Source organism: Bacteroidota bacterium (assembly GCA_013696965.1).
In the GTDB taxonomy this organism is placed as follows: Bacteria; Bacteroidota; Bacteroidia; order JACCXN01; family JACCXN01; genus JACCXN01.
In genome coordinates, this window is sequence record JACCXN010000081.1 from 14,347 (window position 1) to 31,596 (window position 17,250).

Genomic DNA, 17,250 nt, shown 5'->3' on the forward strand with positions numbered 1-17,250 from the left:
ATGAAAAAATGCCAGCTGTTTGTTCCTTTATTGTTGCTATTTGTTGCTTTTGGATGCAAAAACAATACTGTAAGGATACCTGCCCATATAATTTCTCATGATTCTATTGTTAATATCCTTGCCGATATTCATATAATGGAAGCATTAAACATTCAAGGAGCCATAAATATACATGATTCGGTTAAAACCCTGGAAAATTACAAGCTGGAAATAATTGAAAAGTACAATTTGGATGTAAAGCGCTTTGATACCAGTTATGCCTTTTATACTGCAAATCCGCAATTATTAGACAAGGTTTATAATGATATTCTGATTGAATTAAGCAAAAAGAAAGCAGAAGCTGAGAATTAAAGAGCCTATTTTTCTTTAATAAATTCCTGGCAAATTTCTTTAATTGTTTGAGCTACGGGAATAAATTCAAAATTTAAATGTTTCCTTATTTTTTCATTGGAATAAAGTACTGTACTTGCGCTTGCATTTGCAGTTTCTCTTGTTATTAAGGGAACTGATCCGGTAAATAAACTTCTCACAAATTCTGTTCTCCAGGTTAAAGCCCTTAAAAACTTTCCTGCTTTTATCGTTGGTCTTTTCTTTCCAAAATTATCGTGCAAAAGATTAAACAAATCTTTAAAGTTTACATTTTCAGAGGAAATAATATAACGCTGGTGGTTGAAAGAACCTTCCATTAATTTAATCATGCATTTGCTTACATCTCTTACATCAACAAATCCTGTAATTCCTGTGGCAAAAAATTTCATTCCTTTATAGGCTGTTGAAATTATTCCTGCTGAACCCTTGCTCCAATCCCCAGAACCAAGTATAACAGAAGGATTTACAATTACAAGATCCAAACCTTCTTCTGCTGCCCTCCAGGCTTCTCTCTCTGCAGAATATTTACTTATGGCATACCCTGTGTTTTCGGGGGCGTTTTTCCACCAGTTTTCTTCAGATATTGGATCATCTTGAACCGTTTTACCAAGGGCGGCAACAGAACTTACATGGCAAACTTTTTTTACTTTTTTTTCAAGTGCCGCATTCATTAAATTTGCCGTTCCAGTACCATTTACTTCCATCATTAAATCCCTGTACTTAGGATTAAATGAAACCAATGCAGCACAATGATAAATATACTCTACTCCCTCTAATGCTTCATAAAGTGAAAAAATATCCCTTATATCACCAATAATCCATTCAACAGAATCACGGAACGAATAATCAGGAGCATAAAGTTTAAAGGTCTTTTCAACTACATCTAAATTGCTGCTTTCCCTTTTTAATGCCCTTACTTTATGACCTGCTTTAACCAGGTCAACCAACAAATGAGCCCCTAAAAGTCCTGTACCACCAGTAATTAAAATCATAATGCAAAGGTAATTTTTTTTACCATGCCTATTTAGAAATATGGTGCTGAGGCTAAAAAATTCATGTTTTTTTAAAGGATTTAAAACATAAAACAAATTCTTGGAGAAACTTTATTCCCTGTATTCGAATGAACATGTTGTTTTTCATGTTTAATACCTATCTCCTTCTTAAAATATAAATATTAAATTTGGCGTTTAATCTATATTGTGAAAAAATTTAAACTCTTATTCCTTTCCCTTTTAAGTGGGGTTTTACTAAGTGTTGCATGGCCGGCAACAGGAGGTTTGTTTTTTTTGGTGTTTTTGGCCCTGGTTCCTTTGCTTTATGTGGAAAACATAATTTCTAATAACAGGGATAAATACAAATCATTCCACTTTTTCAATTATGCTTATGTAACCTTTTTTACATGGAATGCCATTACAACCTGGTGGATTTATTATGCCACTGCAGAGGGAATGGTGGCTGCGGTAATTTGCAATGCTCTGTTTATGGCTGTTATTGCCCTGCTTTTTCATTTTACCAGAAAGGTGTTGGGTGAAAAGAGGGGTTATATTGCCCTTGTAGTATATTGGATTTCTTTTGAATACCTGCATTTGGAATGGGATCTTTCATGGCCCTGGCTTACCATAGGAAATGTTTTTGCCCAAAACACAGAACTAGTGCAATGGTATGAATACACGGGTATAATGGGAGGAACTCTTTGGGTATTGGTGGTAAATATATTGCTGTTTCGCATTTTCAGGCAATTGTATATTCTAAAGACAGGCCTAAAAAACAATTTTGTAGAAATTTCAACAGCTGCATTTATTTTATTTGCACCTATCCTTTTTTCCATTTTTACATATGCCAACTACAAGGAAAAGTCTGACCCTCTGGATATAGTAGTAGTACAGCCTAATATTGATCCTTATTTCGAGAAATTTAACGGACTCACTCCTGAGCAGCAGCTTGAAAAAATGAATACACTTGCTGCTTCCATGATTGATCAAAATACTGATTATGTAGTCTTTCCGGAAACAGCCCTTCCACAAGGAATATGGGAAAACAAGTTAGAAAACGCTCCGCCTGTTAAAGCAATAAAAGAATTTATAAAAGATTTTCCTAAACTACATTATGTAACAGGACTTTCATCCTTTCGCGAGTATCTTCCCGGAGATAAATTGTCTGCTACAGCACGCCCTTACAGAGATGGAGGAGGTCATTATGATTTATACAATACGGCAATGCAAATTGATCATGATCCTGAAATACAGATTTACCATAAATCAAAACTTGTTCCTGGCGTTGAAAAGATGCCTTTTCCTTCCCTTTTTGGATTTTTGGAGGCATACGCAATTGACATTGGAGGTATGACCGGAAGCCATGGAACAGATGCTGAAAGAGGAGTGTTTTCTTCCATAGATGGTAAAAAAAGAATTGCCCCGGTAATTTGTTATGAATCCATTTATGGGGAATATATTGGAGAATATATTAAAAATGGAGCTGAAGTTATTTTCATCATTACCAATGATGGTTGGTGGCAGGATACACCCGGATACAAACAGCATCTTCAATATGCAAAATTAAAAGCGGTTTCAAATAGAAGGAGTATCGCCCGATCTGCAAATACTGGCGTTTCCTGTTTTATTAACCAGCGCGGGGATATTCAACAGGCCACATCCTGGTGGGAACCAGCAGTAATAAGGCAAACCATTAATGCCAATGATAAAATCACTTTTTATGCACAACATGGTGATTATATTGCACGAGCAGCAGTATTCATAGCTGCTTTAATTTTTCTCAGCGCAATTGCATTTAGCATGAATAAAACCAAACAAAGACTTGGCTAACGGTTTTTAATGGAAAAATTGAAACAAAACCACATGAAAATTCATTGCATTTCTCCTTTTTTACTGATTGGAAACTCAATAAAGTCAATGAAGATTAAACAATATTTATTACTTTCGCTGAAAAATATACTGTAGTGTAAGCTACTGTTTTTACAAGCATTTAATTGAAATCTCTTGAAATGAAAAATTACGAAGTAATAATTATAGGTTCTGGCCCCGGTGGATATGTTGCGGCTATAAGATGTGCCCAATTGGGAATAAAAACAGCCATAATAGAAAAATACAAAACACTGGGAGGAACATGTCTAAATGTTGGTTGTATTCCTTCGAAAGCTTTGCTTGATTCTTCAGAACATTTTCACAATGCTGCACATAACTTTAAAGAGCATGGAATTGAAATCAAGGATTTGAAAGTTAACCTTGCCCAAATGATTGAACGAAAAAGGCAAGTAGTTTCTCAAACCTGTGATGGTATTGATTTTTTAATGAAGAAAAACAAAATTGATGTTTTTCATGGACATGCTTCTTTCGTTGATAAAAATACTGTTGAAATAACCAAAGAAAATGGTGAGAATGAAAAGATAAGTGGAGCAAAAATAATTATTGCAACCGGATCAAAGCCTTCTTCCTTGCCAGGAATTGAGATCGATAAAAAAAGAGTAATCACCTCAACCCAGGCTCTTGAATTAAATGAAGTGCCTAAACATATGATTATCATTGGTGGAGGAGTAATTGGTTTAGAACTTGGTTCTGTGTATGCCAGATTAGGTGCCAAAATATCCGTTGTGGAATTTAGTGATTCATTAATAGGTTCAATGGATAGATCATTAGGAAAAGAACTTCAAAAGGTTTTGAAAAAATCAGGATTTGATTTCTATCTGAGCCATAAGGTAACGGGAGCCAAAGCAAAGGGAAAAGAAGTAACGGTAACGGCTCAAAACAATAAAGGAGAAGAAATTGAACTTAAGGGAGATTATTGTCTTGTTTCTGTTGGTCGCATACCTTACACACAAAATCTGGGCTTAGAAAAAGCAGGAGTTAAAATGGATGACAGGAGCAGGATTGAAACCAATGAACATCTAGAAACAAATGTAAAAGGAATATATGCCATTGGAGATGTGGTAAAAGGTGCTATGCTTGCTCATAAAGCAGAGGAAGAGGGCATTTTTGTGGCAGAAACCATGATGGGTCAAAAGCCTCACATGAATTATTTATTAATTCCAGGGGTTGTTTATACCTGGCCTGAAGTTGCTGCTGTTGGTTACACTGAGGAGCAATTAAAAGCATCTGGAAAAGCCTACAAAACCGGCTCGTTTCCCTTTAAAGCAAGCGGAAGAGCCAGGGCCAGCATGGATCTGGATGGTTTTGTAAAAGTTTTAGCCGATAAGGAAACGGATGAAATACTAGGCGTTCACATGATAGGACCAAGAGCAGCAGACATGATCGCAGAAGCTGTGGTGGCAATGGAATACAGGGCAAGCGCAGAGGATATTGCTCGTATGAGTCATGCCCACCCTACTTTTACAGAGGCTTTAAAAGAAGCCTGCCTTGATGCTACAGAGAAAAGAGCATTGCATTTTTAACTTTGTAATTCTTTAAAAACAGAAAGATCAATTTTACACCTTCAAAAATATTACTAATTGAAAACAGGAGTCCTTCTCATTAACCTGGGAACACCCGATAGCCCTTCTACAGGTGATGTAAGGAAATATTTAAGTGAGTTTTTGAACGACCCAAGAGTAATCGACATTCCTTACATTTCAAGAAAATTATTGGTTAATTTAATTATCGTTCCTTTCAGATCAGCAAAATCAGCAAAATTATATAGGGAAATCTGGACAGAAAAAGGATCTCCTTTGTTAATTCATGGTGAAGAATTAAAGAAAAAACTACAACAGGAATTAGGAGGAAACTTTGTGGTTGATTTTGGTATGCGGTATCAAAAACCAGCACTATCAGATGCCTTGGACCGTTTAAGAAAGCAAAAAGTTTCAAAAATTAAAATAATACCACTTTACCCACAGTATGCCTCAAGTTCCACGGGTTCCACTATTCAGAAAATAATGGAACTTATGGCAGCATGGGAAGTTATTCCATCAATAGAAATTACAAGTGGCTTTTGCAATTATCCTCCTTTTATAGATGCATTTTCGGCTGTTGCAAACAAATACAACCATGCGAATTTCGACCATGTTATTTTCAGCTATCATGGGTTACCAGAAAGGCAGATATTAAAAGCATCTTATCATTATGGCGACAATTATTGCAAATTGGATAAGTGCTGCAATAAACTTTCAAGCAGTAATCAATATTGTTACCGGGCACAATGTTTTGAAACCACGAGATTACTTGCCCAAAAACTAAATATTCCTGAAGATAAATATACAGTAAGTTTCCAGTCCCGTCTAGGAAGAGATCCTTGGATTAAACCCTATTCTGATCATGTAATTATTGAAAAGGCAAAACAAGGAATGAAAAATCTATTGGTTTTTTCTCCAGCTTTTGTGGCTGATTGCCTTGAAACAATTTATGAAATTCAAGTGGAATATCAGGAAATTTTCCAGGAACATGGGGGTGAAAAAATTCAACTTGTGGAAAGCTTAAATACCCATCCCGCATGGATTGATGCCTTAAAAAAAATGGTTACAGGTTAATTAAAATATTTAACCTGCTATTTGTTTTGCGCATAAAAAAATATTTGCGGGCTTGAGTGAAATATCCTTGGCTGATTTTATTTTAGAATAGAACAGACGCCTAGTGCGAACCTTATTCTATTTATCACCAATATCCTTTATCATATGAATGGAGCATGCAAAATGTCCGGAGTTACCTAATGCCTTTGAAAGTAATTCAAACCCCATACTTTTATATACAAATACTGCATTTTCTAACTCTGGCAAAGTTTCAAGATAAATTCTTTTGTATCCATTTTCTTTTGCGAAATCAGTACACTTATTAATTAAAGCTTTCCCTAAGCCTATTCCTCTTGCCTCAGGCAAAAGGTACATTTTTACTAATTCGCATGTTTTTTTCGGTAATCCTTGGGTTGGATAAATTCCTGCTCCGCCAACAATTTTTCCATCTGAAGTTGCAACAAAATAAACACTTTCAGGTCTTGAATAAGAAAATGTCATGTTATTCAGACTTGCATCAAAATATGCAGTTCCGGGTCTGTTTACTCCAAACTCAACGAGCACTTGTTTAATAACAGAACAAACTGCTGGATCATCATCTAAACAAATTTCCCTGATAGTAACAATCATTGTCATTTTTAATTATTGCATTTAATCCAATCAACTTGAAATGGCTTATTCTTCTTTTGCTTTTGTATGCTCAGGAGAATTTTTATAAGATCCCTCGATTATTTATTACTCAAAAGAATCTCTTTTACATTTACTCTAATTCTCTGAGCAATATCATCCGTGGGTAAATCATTGGCATCAAGACCAAATGGATCTTCTATTTCCTCTGCAATAAGTTCAAGGCTGGCCAGTACATAAAAGGTAAAAACAACAATTGGAATTGCCCAATAATGAAAGTCACTTACAAAGCCAAAAGGCATAGTCATAACATAAATGAATATGAATTTTTTAATGAATAGGCTGTAGGAATAGGGAATTGGTGTTCTTTTTATTCTTTCGCAGGCTCCTGTAATATCTGTTAAAGATCGAAACTCTTCATTTAAAATGATTAATTGATCACCTGATATTTCACCATTTTTATAACATTGGTTAATCTCCGCCAATATTAATCCTGCTATTTTATTGGGGATATGCTCAACTTTAAAAATTTCCTCTTTGCTTAGCCCTGAATATTCTTCAAGCTCAACTGCCAGTACCCCCGATCTTAAGCTTTCTTTTAATGCATAAGGGTAATTTCCTATTAATACCGAAATGTTTTTCCTGCTTTCTTTATTATCCAAAGGCAGAAAAACATTTATTTTTATTGCAAGGTTACGACTGTTATTCACCAGGCTGCCCCATACTTTACGGCCTTCCCACCAGCGCTCATATGCCGTATTGGTTCGAAACACGAGTAAAAGCGAAATAATAAAGCCAAGGAATGAATGAACCAGTGTGGTACTTTTGTACTTTAATTCCCAAATTTCAATTTCAATATAAATAATGATATATGTATAAACTCCCACTGCTAACATGGTAGGAATTAAAATCCTGAATGTATCGCTTTTGTGGAATTGAAATATTAGTTTAAACCAATCTTTAGGATTGTATAATACCATCTTTAATTAACATTTATTGAAGGGCAAAGGTAAGAAATCAACATGAGGTAGCTGAACATTAGGATTTCCAATTTTAGTAAAGCAGGATTAAATGCATTTTCAGGGAAAAGCAATGGATTAAAAAAAATCAGGAAAAGCATAGAATTATTTCTCTAAAAAATACAGATTATACTTATTCTTTAGACGTTTTCATTATAGCGAAAATTTCTATAACAAAGCCAATAAGCACAATAGTTGGGGCAAGTGTTAGCCTTCTAAAATCAAATATTGCCTCAGAAAAAACATTGGGATCATCAGAACCACCACCAATCATTAGGATAAAACCAACAGCAATAAAAACAATGCCAACAAGCATTAATATGTAATTCTGTTTTCCAAAAGCAAAATCATGACCATCTGCTTTAATTGAACCTGAAGTGGTTGTTTTAGAGGAAGTTGAAGGGGTTGTTTTAGTTACACTCATAATATATATTTAACTTATTTTATCAAAGGTTTAGTATAGGTCTTCTGTTTTTAAACGAAGGAACTTTGTTACGGCAAACATTGTGCATATCCAGGAAATAAAAACTCCTAAAACCAGAACAATACCAAATATATATAAAAACAATTGCATATCCTGAAGTTCGAAAAGTTCTGGGACTTCTTTTTGAATTAAATATAAAACTCCAACCAATAAACCTATAGCAATAAATGCCCCGTAAATTCCCTGTGCAATTCCTATTATCATAAAAGGCTTTCGGATAAATCCACTTGTTGCACCTACCAATTGCATGCTTTTTATTAAAAATCGTTTCGAATAAATAGATAACCTGATTGTATTGTTAATTAAAACGATTGCTATCATTAACAACAAGGAACTAAACCCAAGTAAAATAATACTTATTTTTTTTACATTTTCGTTTACCATTTCCACCAGGGACTTCTGATAAAACACTTCCTTTATTTTTGTGTTGGAAATCAATTCCTTTTCAATCCATGCTATGCTGTCGTTATTTGCAAAACTGGCATGCAAGTGCACATCAATTGAAGAAAGCAGGGGATTAAAACCTAAAAAGCTGATGAAATCCTCACCTAAATCCTCTTGAAGAGATTTTGCCGCCTGTTCTTTTGTAATGTACTCTGTTGATTTTACATAATTTGATGCATCGAGTGATTTTTGGAGATGAATTATGTCAACCTCTTTTACGTTTTCCTTTAAAATAACAGATATTCCAATATTTTCTTTAACATGATCAGATAATTTTTGGGCATGCAGAACAATTAAGCCCAAAAGGCCAAGCATGAATAACACAAGCGTAATGCTAATAACTGTTGTGAAATAGGAGGTTTTTAGTCTTCTTCCCGTTGATTTATCCTGTTTGTTTGCCATTAATGCAGTTGCTCTAGCTGTTTAAAGAGTGTAAATTTAATAAAATTCATTAAGAGATGGATTTCCTTTAATTTATAATTTTCGTAAATTTAGTATTCCTGGTATATATTAACTTTAAAACTACTGGAATCATTTTAGGATGTATTAAAAAAACACTTATCCCCTGTGCGTTTATTGGTTTCCATTTTTGGGGAATGAGTGAAAGGATAATACAAAGGGACCTAAAGAAAAAAAAATAATCAAGAAATGGTATGACAGAAAATGAACTTTCCTATAAAATTATTGGAGCTGCAATTGAATTGCATAAAAACTTAGGTCCTGGATTACTTGAATCTGCATATGAAACTGGCTTAGCCTATGATTTAAAAGAAATGGGATTAAATGTAAAGCAACAAGTTCCAATGCCCTTTTTATATAAGGAGACAAAACAAAATATTGGTTATAGAATTGATTTGTTAATTGAAAATAAAATATTAATCGAATTAAAATCAATAGAAAATTTAGCGCCCGTGCATTTTGCCCAAACCCTAACCTATTTGAAGTTATCCTACCTGAAATTGGCATTGCTAATAAACTTCAATACAAAAACATTAAAAGAGGGAATACATCGAATAGTTAATAATCTTTAAACATAAGAACCTAAAGTAAAACCCTCTTTGCATGCTTTGCGATAAACTTTGCGCTCTTTGCGTGAAATTATTAATTGGTCACGCAAAGTGCACTAAGAAAAAAGTTCACGCAAAGAGCGCAAAGAAAAAAAATTCACGCAAAGAGCGCTAAGAAAAAATCAAGTTTAAACAAAAAGATCTGAAGTAAAACCCTCTTTGCATGCTTTGCGATAAACTTTGCGCTCTTTGCGTGAAATTTTAATTGTTCACGCAAAGGGCGCTAAGAAAAAATTAAGTTTGCGTCTTTGCGTGAAATTTAATATATCAAAATCGTATCGGAGAAACCCGAATAAAAAAGCATTATTTTGTGTAATTTCACAACCTGATTAAATAAACGAGAAAATGGAGTATAATTTCAGTGAAATCGAGAAGAAATGGCAGGCATACTGGAGCCTTCATAAAACATATAAAGCAGAACAAGCTTCTTTTAAACCCAAATACTATATTCTTGACATGTTTCCTTACCCTTCAGGTGCTGGATTGCATGTTGGGCATCCCTTAGGATATATTGCCTCCGATATATATTCCAGATTCAAAAGGCTCACCGGTTTTAATGTATTGCATCCAATGGGATATGATGCTTTTGGACTCCCTGCAGAACAATATGCAATACAAACAGGACAACATCCGGCCATTACCACAGAGAAAAACATTGAACGATACAGGGAACAATTAGATAAAATAGGCTTCTCCTTTGACTGGGACAGACAGGTAAAAACTTCGGAACCTAACTATTACAAATGGACGCAGTGGATCTTTATTCAACTATTTAAATCCTGGTATAACAAGAAAACAGATAAAGCAGAAACCATAGAGGCCTTAGTTGAAGAGTTTCAAGAAAATGGCAATACAAAAATCAAAGCAGCAAGTGATTATGAAGGCGTTTTTTCTGGAGATGAATGGAAATCCATGGATGAAAAAAAACAACAGGAAATCCTTTTAAATTACAGGCTTACTTATTTATCAGATACAATGGTTAATTGGTGTCCAGACTTGGGAACTGTGCTTGCCAATGAAGAAGTAAGGGATGGACTTTCAGAAAGAGGAGGATATCCCGTTGAACGTAAATTAATGAAACAATGGTCAATGCGAATTACTGCCTATGCAGATCGATTACTAAAGGATTTGCAGGATATTGATTGGAGTGAAAGCATTAAAGAGCAACAACGCAACTGGATTGGAAAATCAACTGGTGCTTCTGTTAATTTTCAGATTGATGGACACAAAGAAAAAATCGAAGTATTTACCACAAGACCAGACACTATTTTTGGTGTAACCTTTCTTACATTAGCCCCCGAGCATGAATTGATTGATAAAATTACTACTTCAAGTCAAAAAAACGAAGTTGAAAAATACGTACAAGTAGCAAAAAACCGTACAGAAAGGGAAAGAATGACCGAGGTTAAAAAAATTACAGGTCAGTTTACCGGTGCTTATGCTATTCATCCCTTCACTAACGAAAAACTTCCTGTCTGGACCGGGGATTATGTACTTGGAGGATATGGAACAGGTGCAGTAATGTCTGTTCCCGGGCATGATTTGAGAGATTATGCTTTTGCAGAACATTTTAATATTCCAATTAAGGAAGTTGTTAAAGGCGGAAATGTTTTGGAACAAGCCTATGAGCCTAAAGAAGGAATAATGGTTAATTCCGATTTTTTAGAAGGGATGCAGGTAAAGCAAGCCATTGAAAAAGCCATTGAAAAGATCGAGGAAAAAAGCATTGGAAAAGGCAAAACAAATTTCAGGATAAGAGATGCTATTTTCAGCAGGCAACGTTACTGGGGCGAACCTTTCCCCGTTTATTATAAGGATGGACTGCCGTATATGCTAAATGAAGATGAGCTTCCTCTTGAACTTCCTGAAGTAGATAAATATTTACCAACAGAAAGCGGAGAGCCTCCTCTTGCAAGGGCAAAAAATTGGAAAACAAAAAAAGGTTACCCATATGAAACTAGTACCATGCCTGGATGGGCAGGTTCATCCTGGTATTTTTTACGTTACATGGATTCCGGTAATAAAGAGGAATTTGTTTCTAAAGAAGCAAATGAATACTGGCAAAATGTAGACTTATACATAGGAGGTTCCGAACACGCCACTGGCCATCTTTTGTATTCACGCTTCTGGAACAAATTTTTATTTGATCTTGGTTATATTGTAGATAAAGAGCCGTTTAAAAAATTGATTAACCAGGGAATGATACAAGGTGTTTCCTGTATAGTATATAGGTATGACATTGGTTATAAAGAAGGAAACCAGTTTAAATATAAAGCAACTAATTTTTATTTATCAAAAAAAATAGCTGAAACAATCATTGATGGGGAAGTAGTAGATAATGATTTAAAACAAATTATTATTGAACAAGAGGGAGAAGAATTTTGGAAGAACAACGAAAAGCAATTGGGATTTTTAATTGCTGCTGATATTAACAAAGAGGATATTACAACAGGAGCAAAAATAAAAAAAACACCTCTGTATGTTGATATAAAATACTGTGATGGAGAGCGTGTGAATATTGAATTACTGGCCCAAGAAGATATGCGCTTTTTAAATGCAAATTTTATAAAGGAAAACGATGGCAGTTTTTTAAGCTGCAGAGAGGTTGAAAAGATGTCAAAATCCAAATTTAATGTTGTAAACCCTGATGATATTGTTGAACGATACGGAGCAGACACTTTACGTTTGTATGAAATGTTCCTGGGCCCTCTTGAACAATCTAAACCATGGAGTACAAACGGGATTGAAGGCGTGCACCGCTTTTTAAAGAAACTTTGGAGACTTTTTATTAACGATAAAGGCCAAGTTGATATTTCTGATGAACATCCTGATCAAACGGAGTTAAAGGCGCTTCACAAAACTATAAAAAAAGTAAAAGAGGATATAGAAAGATTCTCCTTTAACACTTCAGTAAGTAACTTTATGATTTGTGTAAATGAACTTTCTGATTTAAAATGCAATAAAAGGGAAATTTTAAAGGATTTAACTATCCTTCTTTCCCCCTATGCCCCGCATATCGCTGAGGAATTCTGGTCACTTCTGGGTAATACCCGAAGTGTTACTTTTGCTCATTTTCCGGAGTTTAACCAGGCTTATTTGATTGAAGATAATTTTAATTATCCTGTATGTTTTAATGGGAAAACCAGGTTCATGCTGGAATTGCCTACTAATTTAGCTAAAGAACAAATTCAAAAAGAAGTGCTTGCTTCAGCTGAAACGCAAAAGTGGCTTGCAGGAAACAAACCCAAAAATGTGATTGTTGTACCAAATAAAATTGTGAATGTTGTAATCTAATTTACAGCATTAATTTACACTATATGTTATTAATAATGAGATAGGTGATTCACTTATTTAATTTTTGTAAGCCCTTTTAAAATATGAGAATAATCATAACATTATCAATGCTTTTTACTTTTCTTGAGGCTTTCTGTGGTCAAATACCTGTCGGATTATATACATACCACATAAATGTCTGGAGGTATTGGGAAAAAACCAACACCGGTTACAAAAACAAAATGATTGTATTCAACACCAGTGACAGCATTCTTGAATTCTCACTTCACCAAGTGATCTATCTTGGAACTACTATGAACGTTGATACAACTAAAAATAACGTATTTATTAAAGCCACAAAAATAGATAAATACAAATATGCCATTTTTGACTTGCCACCATCAACAGAAAGAGAAGAATATATGCAGTTTAATGTAAACCATAAATCAGTTGGAATCTTGGGACATAACAATATTGAGCCTCCAAAGGGCCTACCAAACGGCAGGTATTCTTCTAACGAAGGATTAAACGCCAAGGAAATTACTTTTTGGATTTCTAAAAACAATTTAATAACAAAAAACAATCAAACTGATACTATTATTCTACATTTTAATTATTTTGAACGCCCTATTTACGACAAAGACGGAATTCTTTTCCTCATATTTAAGCCCTATTTGAACTTCCGACAATTTGAAGTAACTTTAAATGGTAAAAATATTGGTGACTTTAATGTATATAATGAATATGCTTTAGAAATCCCAATCTATTCCGAGGTTGACGACAAATACAAGATGGAAATAATGGTAATATACAAGGCAACCAAGACAAAAGAGTTATCATTAGGACTAAGCTCTTCAATTGGAACCAGTTTGCTAAAAGAAGGACAAACAAAAAAAGAACTACAAAGGAAGTTATATCCAATGCCATATCTATTACCTATTGTGATAAATTAAAAACTACGCCAAGAATGTGTAAAAGGCAGTAGCTTAAATGCATTTTGGTCCCGATGCATAGTAACTGCAACTAAGCCCTAATTGCAAGTACGCAGGAATCGTTTGGTTCTTGTATAAATTCAAATTAAATGGAAGAAGCTCAAGCAAATAACCCATTACATGGAAAAACACTAGAAATGATTTTAAAGCATTTGGTGGATTATTATGGATGGGAAAAATTGGATGAAAAAATTAAGATAAATTGTTTTCATAGCAATCCGAGCATTAAATCAAGCCTTGTTTTTCTGAGAAAAACCCCTTGGGCACGCTTGAAGGTCGAGAATCTTTACCTCAAATCATTGAAAAACCCTAAGGGATAATTTATTTGTTCCAAATAAGGGTTTAAAAAAAATCCTGCTTTTTACAAGGCAGGATTTTTTTTGTCAATTTGTATAAATTCGTTTCTTATTAACTCTTTAAAGCTTCTGCTCCACCTACAATTTCTAAAATTTCGTTTGTAATTGCTGCTTGACGGGCTTTGTTGTATGTTAAACGCAGGCTTTTTAATAATTCTCCCGCATTATCTGTTGCTTTATGCATTGCAGTCATACGTGCACCATGTTCTGCTGCATGAGAATCAAGCAAAGCCTTGTAAAATTGTATTTTCAGTGATTTTGGAATTAATTCACTTACAATGGATTCCTTATTGGGTTCAAAAATATATTCTGAAGTAAAAGAACTTCCTGAAGCCGACACCTCCAAAGGTTTAATTGGCAAAAATTGTTCTGTTGTTAAAACCTGGATTGCTGCATTTTTAAACTGGTTATAAACAAGTTCAATACGATCAAATTCTCCTTTTACAAACAATTCCATTATTACCTCAGCAATTGGGAAAACGTTCGCAAAGGACAAATCATCAAAAAGTTCATGCAATCTCCTTGGCATATCACTGCCTATTATATTGTATTTTGATTTTTTGAAATAATCAGTGGCCTTTTTTCCAACACACAAAACACTAACGTTAGAGTTTGCATACGTTTCAGAGGCCAGTTTGCTTGCCTGCTTTACCACATTGGCATTAAAAGCTCCACAAAGCCCCCTATTGGAGGTTACAACAACAATCAAAACATTTTTAACGGTTCTTTGTTTTGAATAAGGATTATCAGCAGAGCTTTCCAAAGTTGAACTCAGGTTTTCGAGGATCTCCTTCAACTTTGAAGCGTAAGGCCTCATTTGAGTAATAGCGTCCTGGGCCCTTCTTAACTTAGCAGCAGATACCATTTTCATGGCACTGGTGATTTGCTGGGTAGAAGAAACTGATGTAATCCGACTTCTTACTTCTTTTAAATTTGCCATTTTCTATCTTTTATTCACTAAGCTTATTATTTTGCAAACTTAGCTGATACGTCTTTTGCTGCTTTATCAAGAACGGCAGTAATTTCATCGTTGAATTTACCAGCCTTCAAATCGGCTAATATGTTTTTATGTTCTGCTTCTAGCAAGGCAAGGTATTGGCTTTCAAATTCTTTTACATTCTTGGCTGGAACACTTTTCAATAAACCCTTTGTACCGCAGTAAATAATAGCAATTTGTTTTTCAACACTCATTGGAGAAAATTGTCCCTGTTTAAGGATTTCAACGTTTCTAACTCCTTTTTCAATTACATTTTTAGTTGCAGCATCAAGGTCAGAACCGAATTTAGCAAATGCTTCAAGTTCCCTGTATTGTGCCTGGTCAAGTTTTAATGTACCAGCAACTTTTTTCATTGATTTAATTTGCGCGTTACCTCCAACACGAGAAACAGAAATACCAACATTAATTGCAGGGCGTATACCAGCATTAAACAAGTTTGATTCAAGAAATATCTGTCCATCAGTAATGGAAATTACGTTTGTTGGAATATACGCAGAAACATCACCAGCTTGTGTTTCAATAATTGGAAGAGCGGTAATGGATCCACCACCCTTAACAATTGGCAAAAGAGAATCAGGTAAATCATTCATGCTTCTTGCAATTTCATCGGAAGCATTAATTTTAGCTGCTCTTTCAAGCAACCTGGAGTGAAGGTAAAATACATCACCAGGATAAGCCTCACGCCCTGGTGGTCTTCTCAATAAAAGAGATACTTCACGGTATGCAACTGCTTGTTTTGAAAGATCATCATATACAATAAGAACCGGACGACCTGTATCTCTAAAATACTCACCAATTGCGACACCCGCAAAAGGAGCATAAAATTGCATTGGGGCAGGATCAGCTGCAGAAGCTGCAACTACAATGGTATAGGGCATTGCCCCGTTTTCTTCAAGAATTCTTACAATGTTTGCAACGGTAGAACTTTTTTGTCCAATGGCAACATAGATGCAATATACTGGCTGTCCACTCTCATAAAATTCTTTTTGATTTATAATCGTATCAATTGCAACAGCAGTCTTTCCTGTTTGTCTGTCACCAATGATAAGTTCCCTTTGACCTCTTCCGATTGGAATCATTGAGTCAATGGCTTTGATACCTGTTTGAAGAGGTTCGTTTACGGGCTGACGGTAGATTACTCCTGGAGCTTTTCTCTCAAGTGGCATTTCAAAAAGTTCGCCACCAATAGGGCCTTTCCCATCAATTGGAGTACCAAGCGTATTTACAACTCTTCCAACCATTTGTTCACCTACATTAATTGAGGCAATTTTTTTGGTTCTTTTTACAATGTCGCCTTCTTTTATGGCAAGATAATCACCCAGCAATACCACACCAACATTATCTTCTTCAAGATTTAAAACGATACCTTTAAGTCCGTTTTCAAATTCAACCAATTCTCCTGATTGTACTTTGGTAAGTCCGTAAACACGGGCAATACCATCACCAATTTGAAGCACTGTACCTACTTCTTCAAGTTCGGTTTCAGTTTTAAAATTGGATAACTGTTGTCTTAAAATTGCAGAAATTTCTGCCGGTCTGATCTCAGCCATTTTATATGATTTTTATTTAAAAATTTTTGATGTAAGGATTCTCTTTGAACTCTCTTTTTAATTTCTCAAGCTTATGTAACAATGTTGTATCTATTCTTTTATCGGCAAATTGAAGGGTAAATCCACCAATAAAATCCGGATTTACTTTTTCAACCAACTCTACTTCCCATTTGCTGCTATCGCTAATCATTTGCAAAACTCTTTGTCTGATATTCTCATCAATTCCTGATGCTGAGGTAATAACAGCAGTCATAATCTTTTTATGCGTGTTGTATTGCTTTAAAAATTCCTTAGCAATATCCTGAACAAATTGTTCGCGTCTTTTTTTGCAAAGAAGTTCAATAAAAGCCTGTGATAAATTACTGATTTTTTCCTGGAAAACTTCTTTGAAAACAGCTATTTTCTTATCTGTTTTTACAATTGGATTTTTAATAAAATTTGAAAAATCCCTGTTTTCAGTGCATAAACTCACAACAAATTGCATGTCTTTTTTCACTTGTTCCGAGTTTCCTTGTTCTAAGGAAAGATCAAGAAGTGATTTAGCGTACCTGGATGCTACTATAGTGCCTTTCATTTGTTATTTGCTTTATTCATTTACTCTGACAATGATATATAAA

Annotated in this window: 16 protein-coding genes; 8 read left to right on the top strand and 8 right to left on the bottom strand. The window is 34.7% G+C overall.

Annotation, left to right across the window (positions count from 1 at the left end):
• Entirely contained in the window at positions 1-351 is a 351-nt protein-coding gene (locus tag H0V01_11835) for a DUF4296 domain-containing protein (GenBank protein MBA2584062.1), read from the top strand.
• Between the two features lie 5 nt (positions 352-356).
• Here the strand turns inward: H0V01_11835 and H0V01_11840 are convergent, their stop codons facing one another.
• A complete protein-coding gene (locus tag H0V01_11840) occupies positions 357-1,361 on the bottom strand; it encodes an NAD-dependent epimerase/dehydratase family protein (protein ID MBA2584063.1) in 1,005 nt (334 codons plus the stop codon).
• 207 nt (positions 1,362-1,568) lie between these two features.
• Between H0V01_11840 and lnt the strand changes: the two genes are divergently transcribed.
• From lnt to hemH, 3 genes are all read left to right on the top strand, one after another.
• Complete coding sequence (lnt, locus tag H0V01_11845; GenBank protein ID MBA2584064.1) at positions 1,569-3,191, top strand: apolipoprotein N-acyltransferase; 1,623 nt, start codon at positions 1,569-1,571, stop codon at positions 3,189-3,191.
• A 179-nt stretch (positions 3,192-3,370) separates the two neighbouring features.
• On the top strand, positions 3,371-4,774 hold the full coding sequence (gene lpdA / locus H0V01_11850; protein MBA2584065.1) for a dihydrolipoyl dehydrogenase: 1,404 nt from the start codon (positions 3,371-3,373) through the stop codon (positions 4,772-4,774).
• A 57-nt stretch (positions 4,775-4,831) separates the two neighbouring features.
• Complete coding sequence (gene hemH / locus H0V01_11855) at positions 4,832-5,845, top strand: ferrochelatase (GenBank protein ID MBA2584066.1); 1,014 nt, start codon at positions 4,832-4,834, stop codon at positions 5,843-5,845.
• 117 nt (positions 5,846-5,962) lie between these two features.
• Here hemH and H0V01_11860 read toward each other — a convergent pair whose 3' ends face one another.
• The 4 genes from H0V01_11860 to H0V01_11875 form a co-directional block, all read right to left on the bottom strand.
• Complete coding sequence (locus H0V01_11860) at positions 5,963-6,454, bottom strand: GNAT family N-acetyltransferase (GenBank protein ID MBA2584067.1); 492 nt, start codon at positions 6,452-6,454, stop codon at positions 5,963-5,965.
• A 98-nt stretch (positions 6,455-6,552) separates the two neighbouring features.
• A complete protein-coding gene (locus H0V01_11865; protein MBA2584068.1) occupies positions 6,553-7,431 on the bottom strand; it encodes a hypothetical protein in 879 nt (292 codons plus the stop codon).
• Positions 7,432-7,603: 172 nt separating this feature from the next.
• Entirely contained in the window at positions 7,604-7,894 is a 291-nt protein-coding gene (locus tag H0V01_11870; GenBank protein ID MBA2584069.1) for a DUF3098 domain-containing protein, read from the bottom strand.
• 30 nt (positions 7,895-7,924) lie between these two features.
• Positions 7,925-8,800: a cell division protein FtsX gene (locus tag H0V01_11875; protein MBA2584070.1), complete on the bottom strand. Its 876-nt coding sequence runs from the start codon at positions 8,798-8,800 to the stop codon at positions 7,925-7,927.
• Between the two features lie 251 nt (positions 8,801-9,051).
• On the opposite strand from H0V01_11875, the gene H0V01_11880 reads away from it, so the two are divergent.
• From H0V01_11880 to H0V01_11895, 4 genes are all read left to right on the top strand, one after another.
• Positions 9,052-9,429, top strand: coding sequence for a GxxExxY protein (locus tag H0V01_11880; GenBank protein ID MBA2584071.1), 378 nt, complete (start codon positions 9,052-9,054; stop codon positions 9,427-9,429).
• A gap of 381 nt (positions 9,430-9,810) precedes the next feature.
• The gene (locus H0V01_11885; GenBank protein MBA2584072.1) at positions 9,811-12,759 is read left to right on the top strand and encodes a leucine--tRNA ligase; all 2,949 of its coding nucleotides are present in this window, start codon (positions 9,811-9,813) and stop codon (positions 12,757-12,759) included.
• An 83-nt stretch (positions 12,760-12,842) separates the two neighbouring features.
• Positions 12,843-13,691 (top strand): hypothetical protein, encoded by an 849-nt coding sequence (locus H0V01_11890; GenBank protein MBA2584073.1) that lies wholly within the window; start codon positions 12,843-12,845, stop codon positions 13,689-13,691.
• A gap of 128 nt (positions 13,692-13,819) precedes the next feature.
• Positions 13,820-14,050, top strand: coding sequence for a DUF2132 domain-containing protein (locus tag H0V01_11895; protein ID MBA2584074.1), 231 nt, complete (start codon positions 13,820-13,822; stop codon positions 14,048-14,050).
• A gap of 88 nt (positions 14,051-14,138) precedes the next feature.
• Here H0V01_11895 and atpG read toward each other — a convergent pair whose 3' ends face one another.
• From atpG to atpH, 3 genes are read right to left on the bottom strand one after another with little or no spacing between them, the layout of a single operon-like run.
• Positions 14,139-15,026, bottom strand: coding sequence for an ATP synthase F1 subunit gamma (gene atpG, locus H0V01_11900; GenBank protein MBA2584075.1), 888 nt, complete (start codon positions 15,024-15,026; stop codon positions 14,139-14,141).
• 26 nt (positions 15,027-15,052) lie between these two features.
• Complete coding sequence (locus H0V01_11905; protein ID MBA2584076.1) at positions 15,053-16,633, bottom strand: F0F1 ATP synthase subunit alpha; 1,581 nt, start codon at positions 16,631-16,633, stop codon at positions 15,053-15,055.
• A 16-nt stretch (positions 16,634-16,649) separates the two neighbouring features.
• Entirely contained in the window at positions 16,650-17,207 is a 558-nt protein-coding gene (gene atpH / locus H0V01_11910; GenBank protein MBA2584077.1) for an ATP synthase F1 subunit delta, read from the bottom strand.
• Positions 17,208-17,250: the final 43 nt, after the last annotated feature.

What these genes read in the sequence shown, in the direction of transcription:
- lpdA (MBA2584065.1), top strand. Translation starts at nt 3,371, where the DNA reads ATGAAAAATTACGAAGTAATAATTATAGGTTCTGGCCCCGGTGGATAT.
- H0V01_11860 (MBA2584067.1), bottom strand. Translation starts at nt 6,454, where the DNA reads ATGATTGTTACTATCAGGGAAATTTGTTTAGATGATGATCCAGCAGTT.
- H0V01_11880 (MBA2584071.1), top strand. Translation starts at nt 9,052, where the DNA reads ATGACAGAAAATGAACTTTCCTATAAAATTATTGGAGCTGCAATTGAA.
- H0V01_11905 (MBA2584076.1), bottom strand. Translation starts at nt 16,633, where the DNA reads ATGGCTGAGATCAGACCGGCAGAAATTTCTGCAATTTTAAGACAACAG.
- H0V01_11865 (MBA2584068.1), bottom strand. Translation starts at nt 7,431, where the DNA reads ATGGTATTATACAATCCTAAAGATTGGTTTAAACTAATATTTCAATTC.
- atpG (MBA2584075.1), bottom strand. Translation starts at nt 15,026, where the DNA reads ATGGCAAATTTAAAAGAAGTAAGAAGTCGGATTACATCAGTTTCTTCT.
- H0V01_11870 (MBA2584069.1), bottom strand. Translation starts at nt 7,894, where the DNA reads ATGAGTGTAACTAAAACAACCCCTTCAACTTCCTCTAAAACAACCACT.
- H0V01_11835 (MBA2584062.1), top strand. Translation starts at nt 1, where the DNA reads ATGAAAAAATGCCAGCTGTTTGTTCCTTTATTGTTGCTATTTGTTGCT.
- atpH (MBA2584077.1), bottom strand. Translation starts at nt 17,207, where the DNA reads ATGAAAGGCACTATAGTAGCATCCAGGTACGCTAAATCACTTCTTGAT.
- H0V01_11875 (MBA2584070.1), bottom strand. Translation starts at nt 8,800, where the DNA reads ATGGCAAACAAACAGGATAAATCAACGGGAAGAAGACTAAAAACCTCC.
- H0V01_11840 (MBA2584063.1), bottom strand. Translation starts at nt 1,361, where the DNA reads ATGATTTTAATTACTGGTGGTACAGGACTTTTAGGGGCTCATTTGTTG.
- H0V01_11890 (MBA2584073.1), top strand. Translation starts at nt 12,843, where the DNA reads ATGAGAATAATCATAACATTATCAATGCTTTTTACTTTTCTTGAGGCT.
- H0V01_11885 (MBA2584072.1), top strand. Translation starts at nt 9,811, where the DNA reads ATGGAGTATAATTTCAGTGAAATCGAGAAGAAATGGCAGGCATACTGG.
- H0V01_11895 (MBA2584074.1), top strand. Translation starts at nt 13,820, where the DNA reads ATGGAAGAAGCTCAAGCAAATAACCCATTACATGGAAAAACACTAGAA.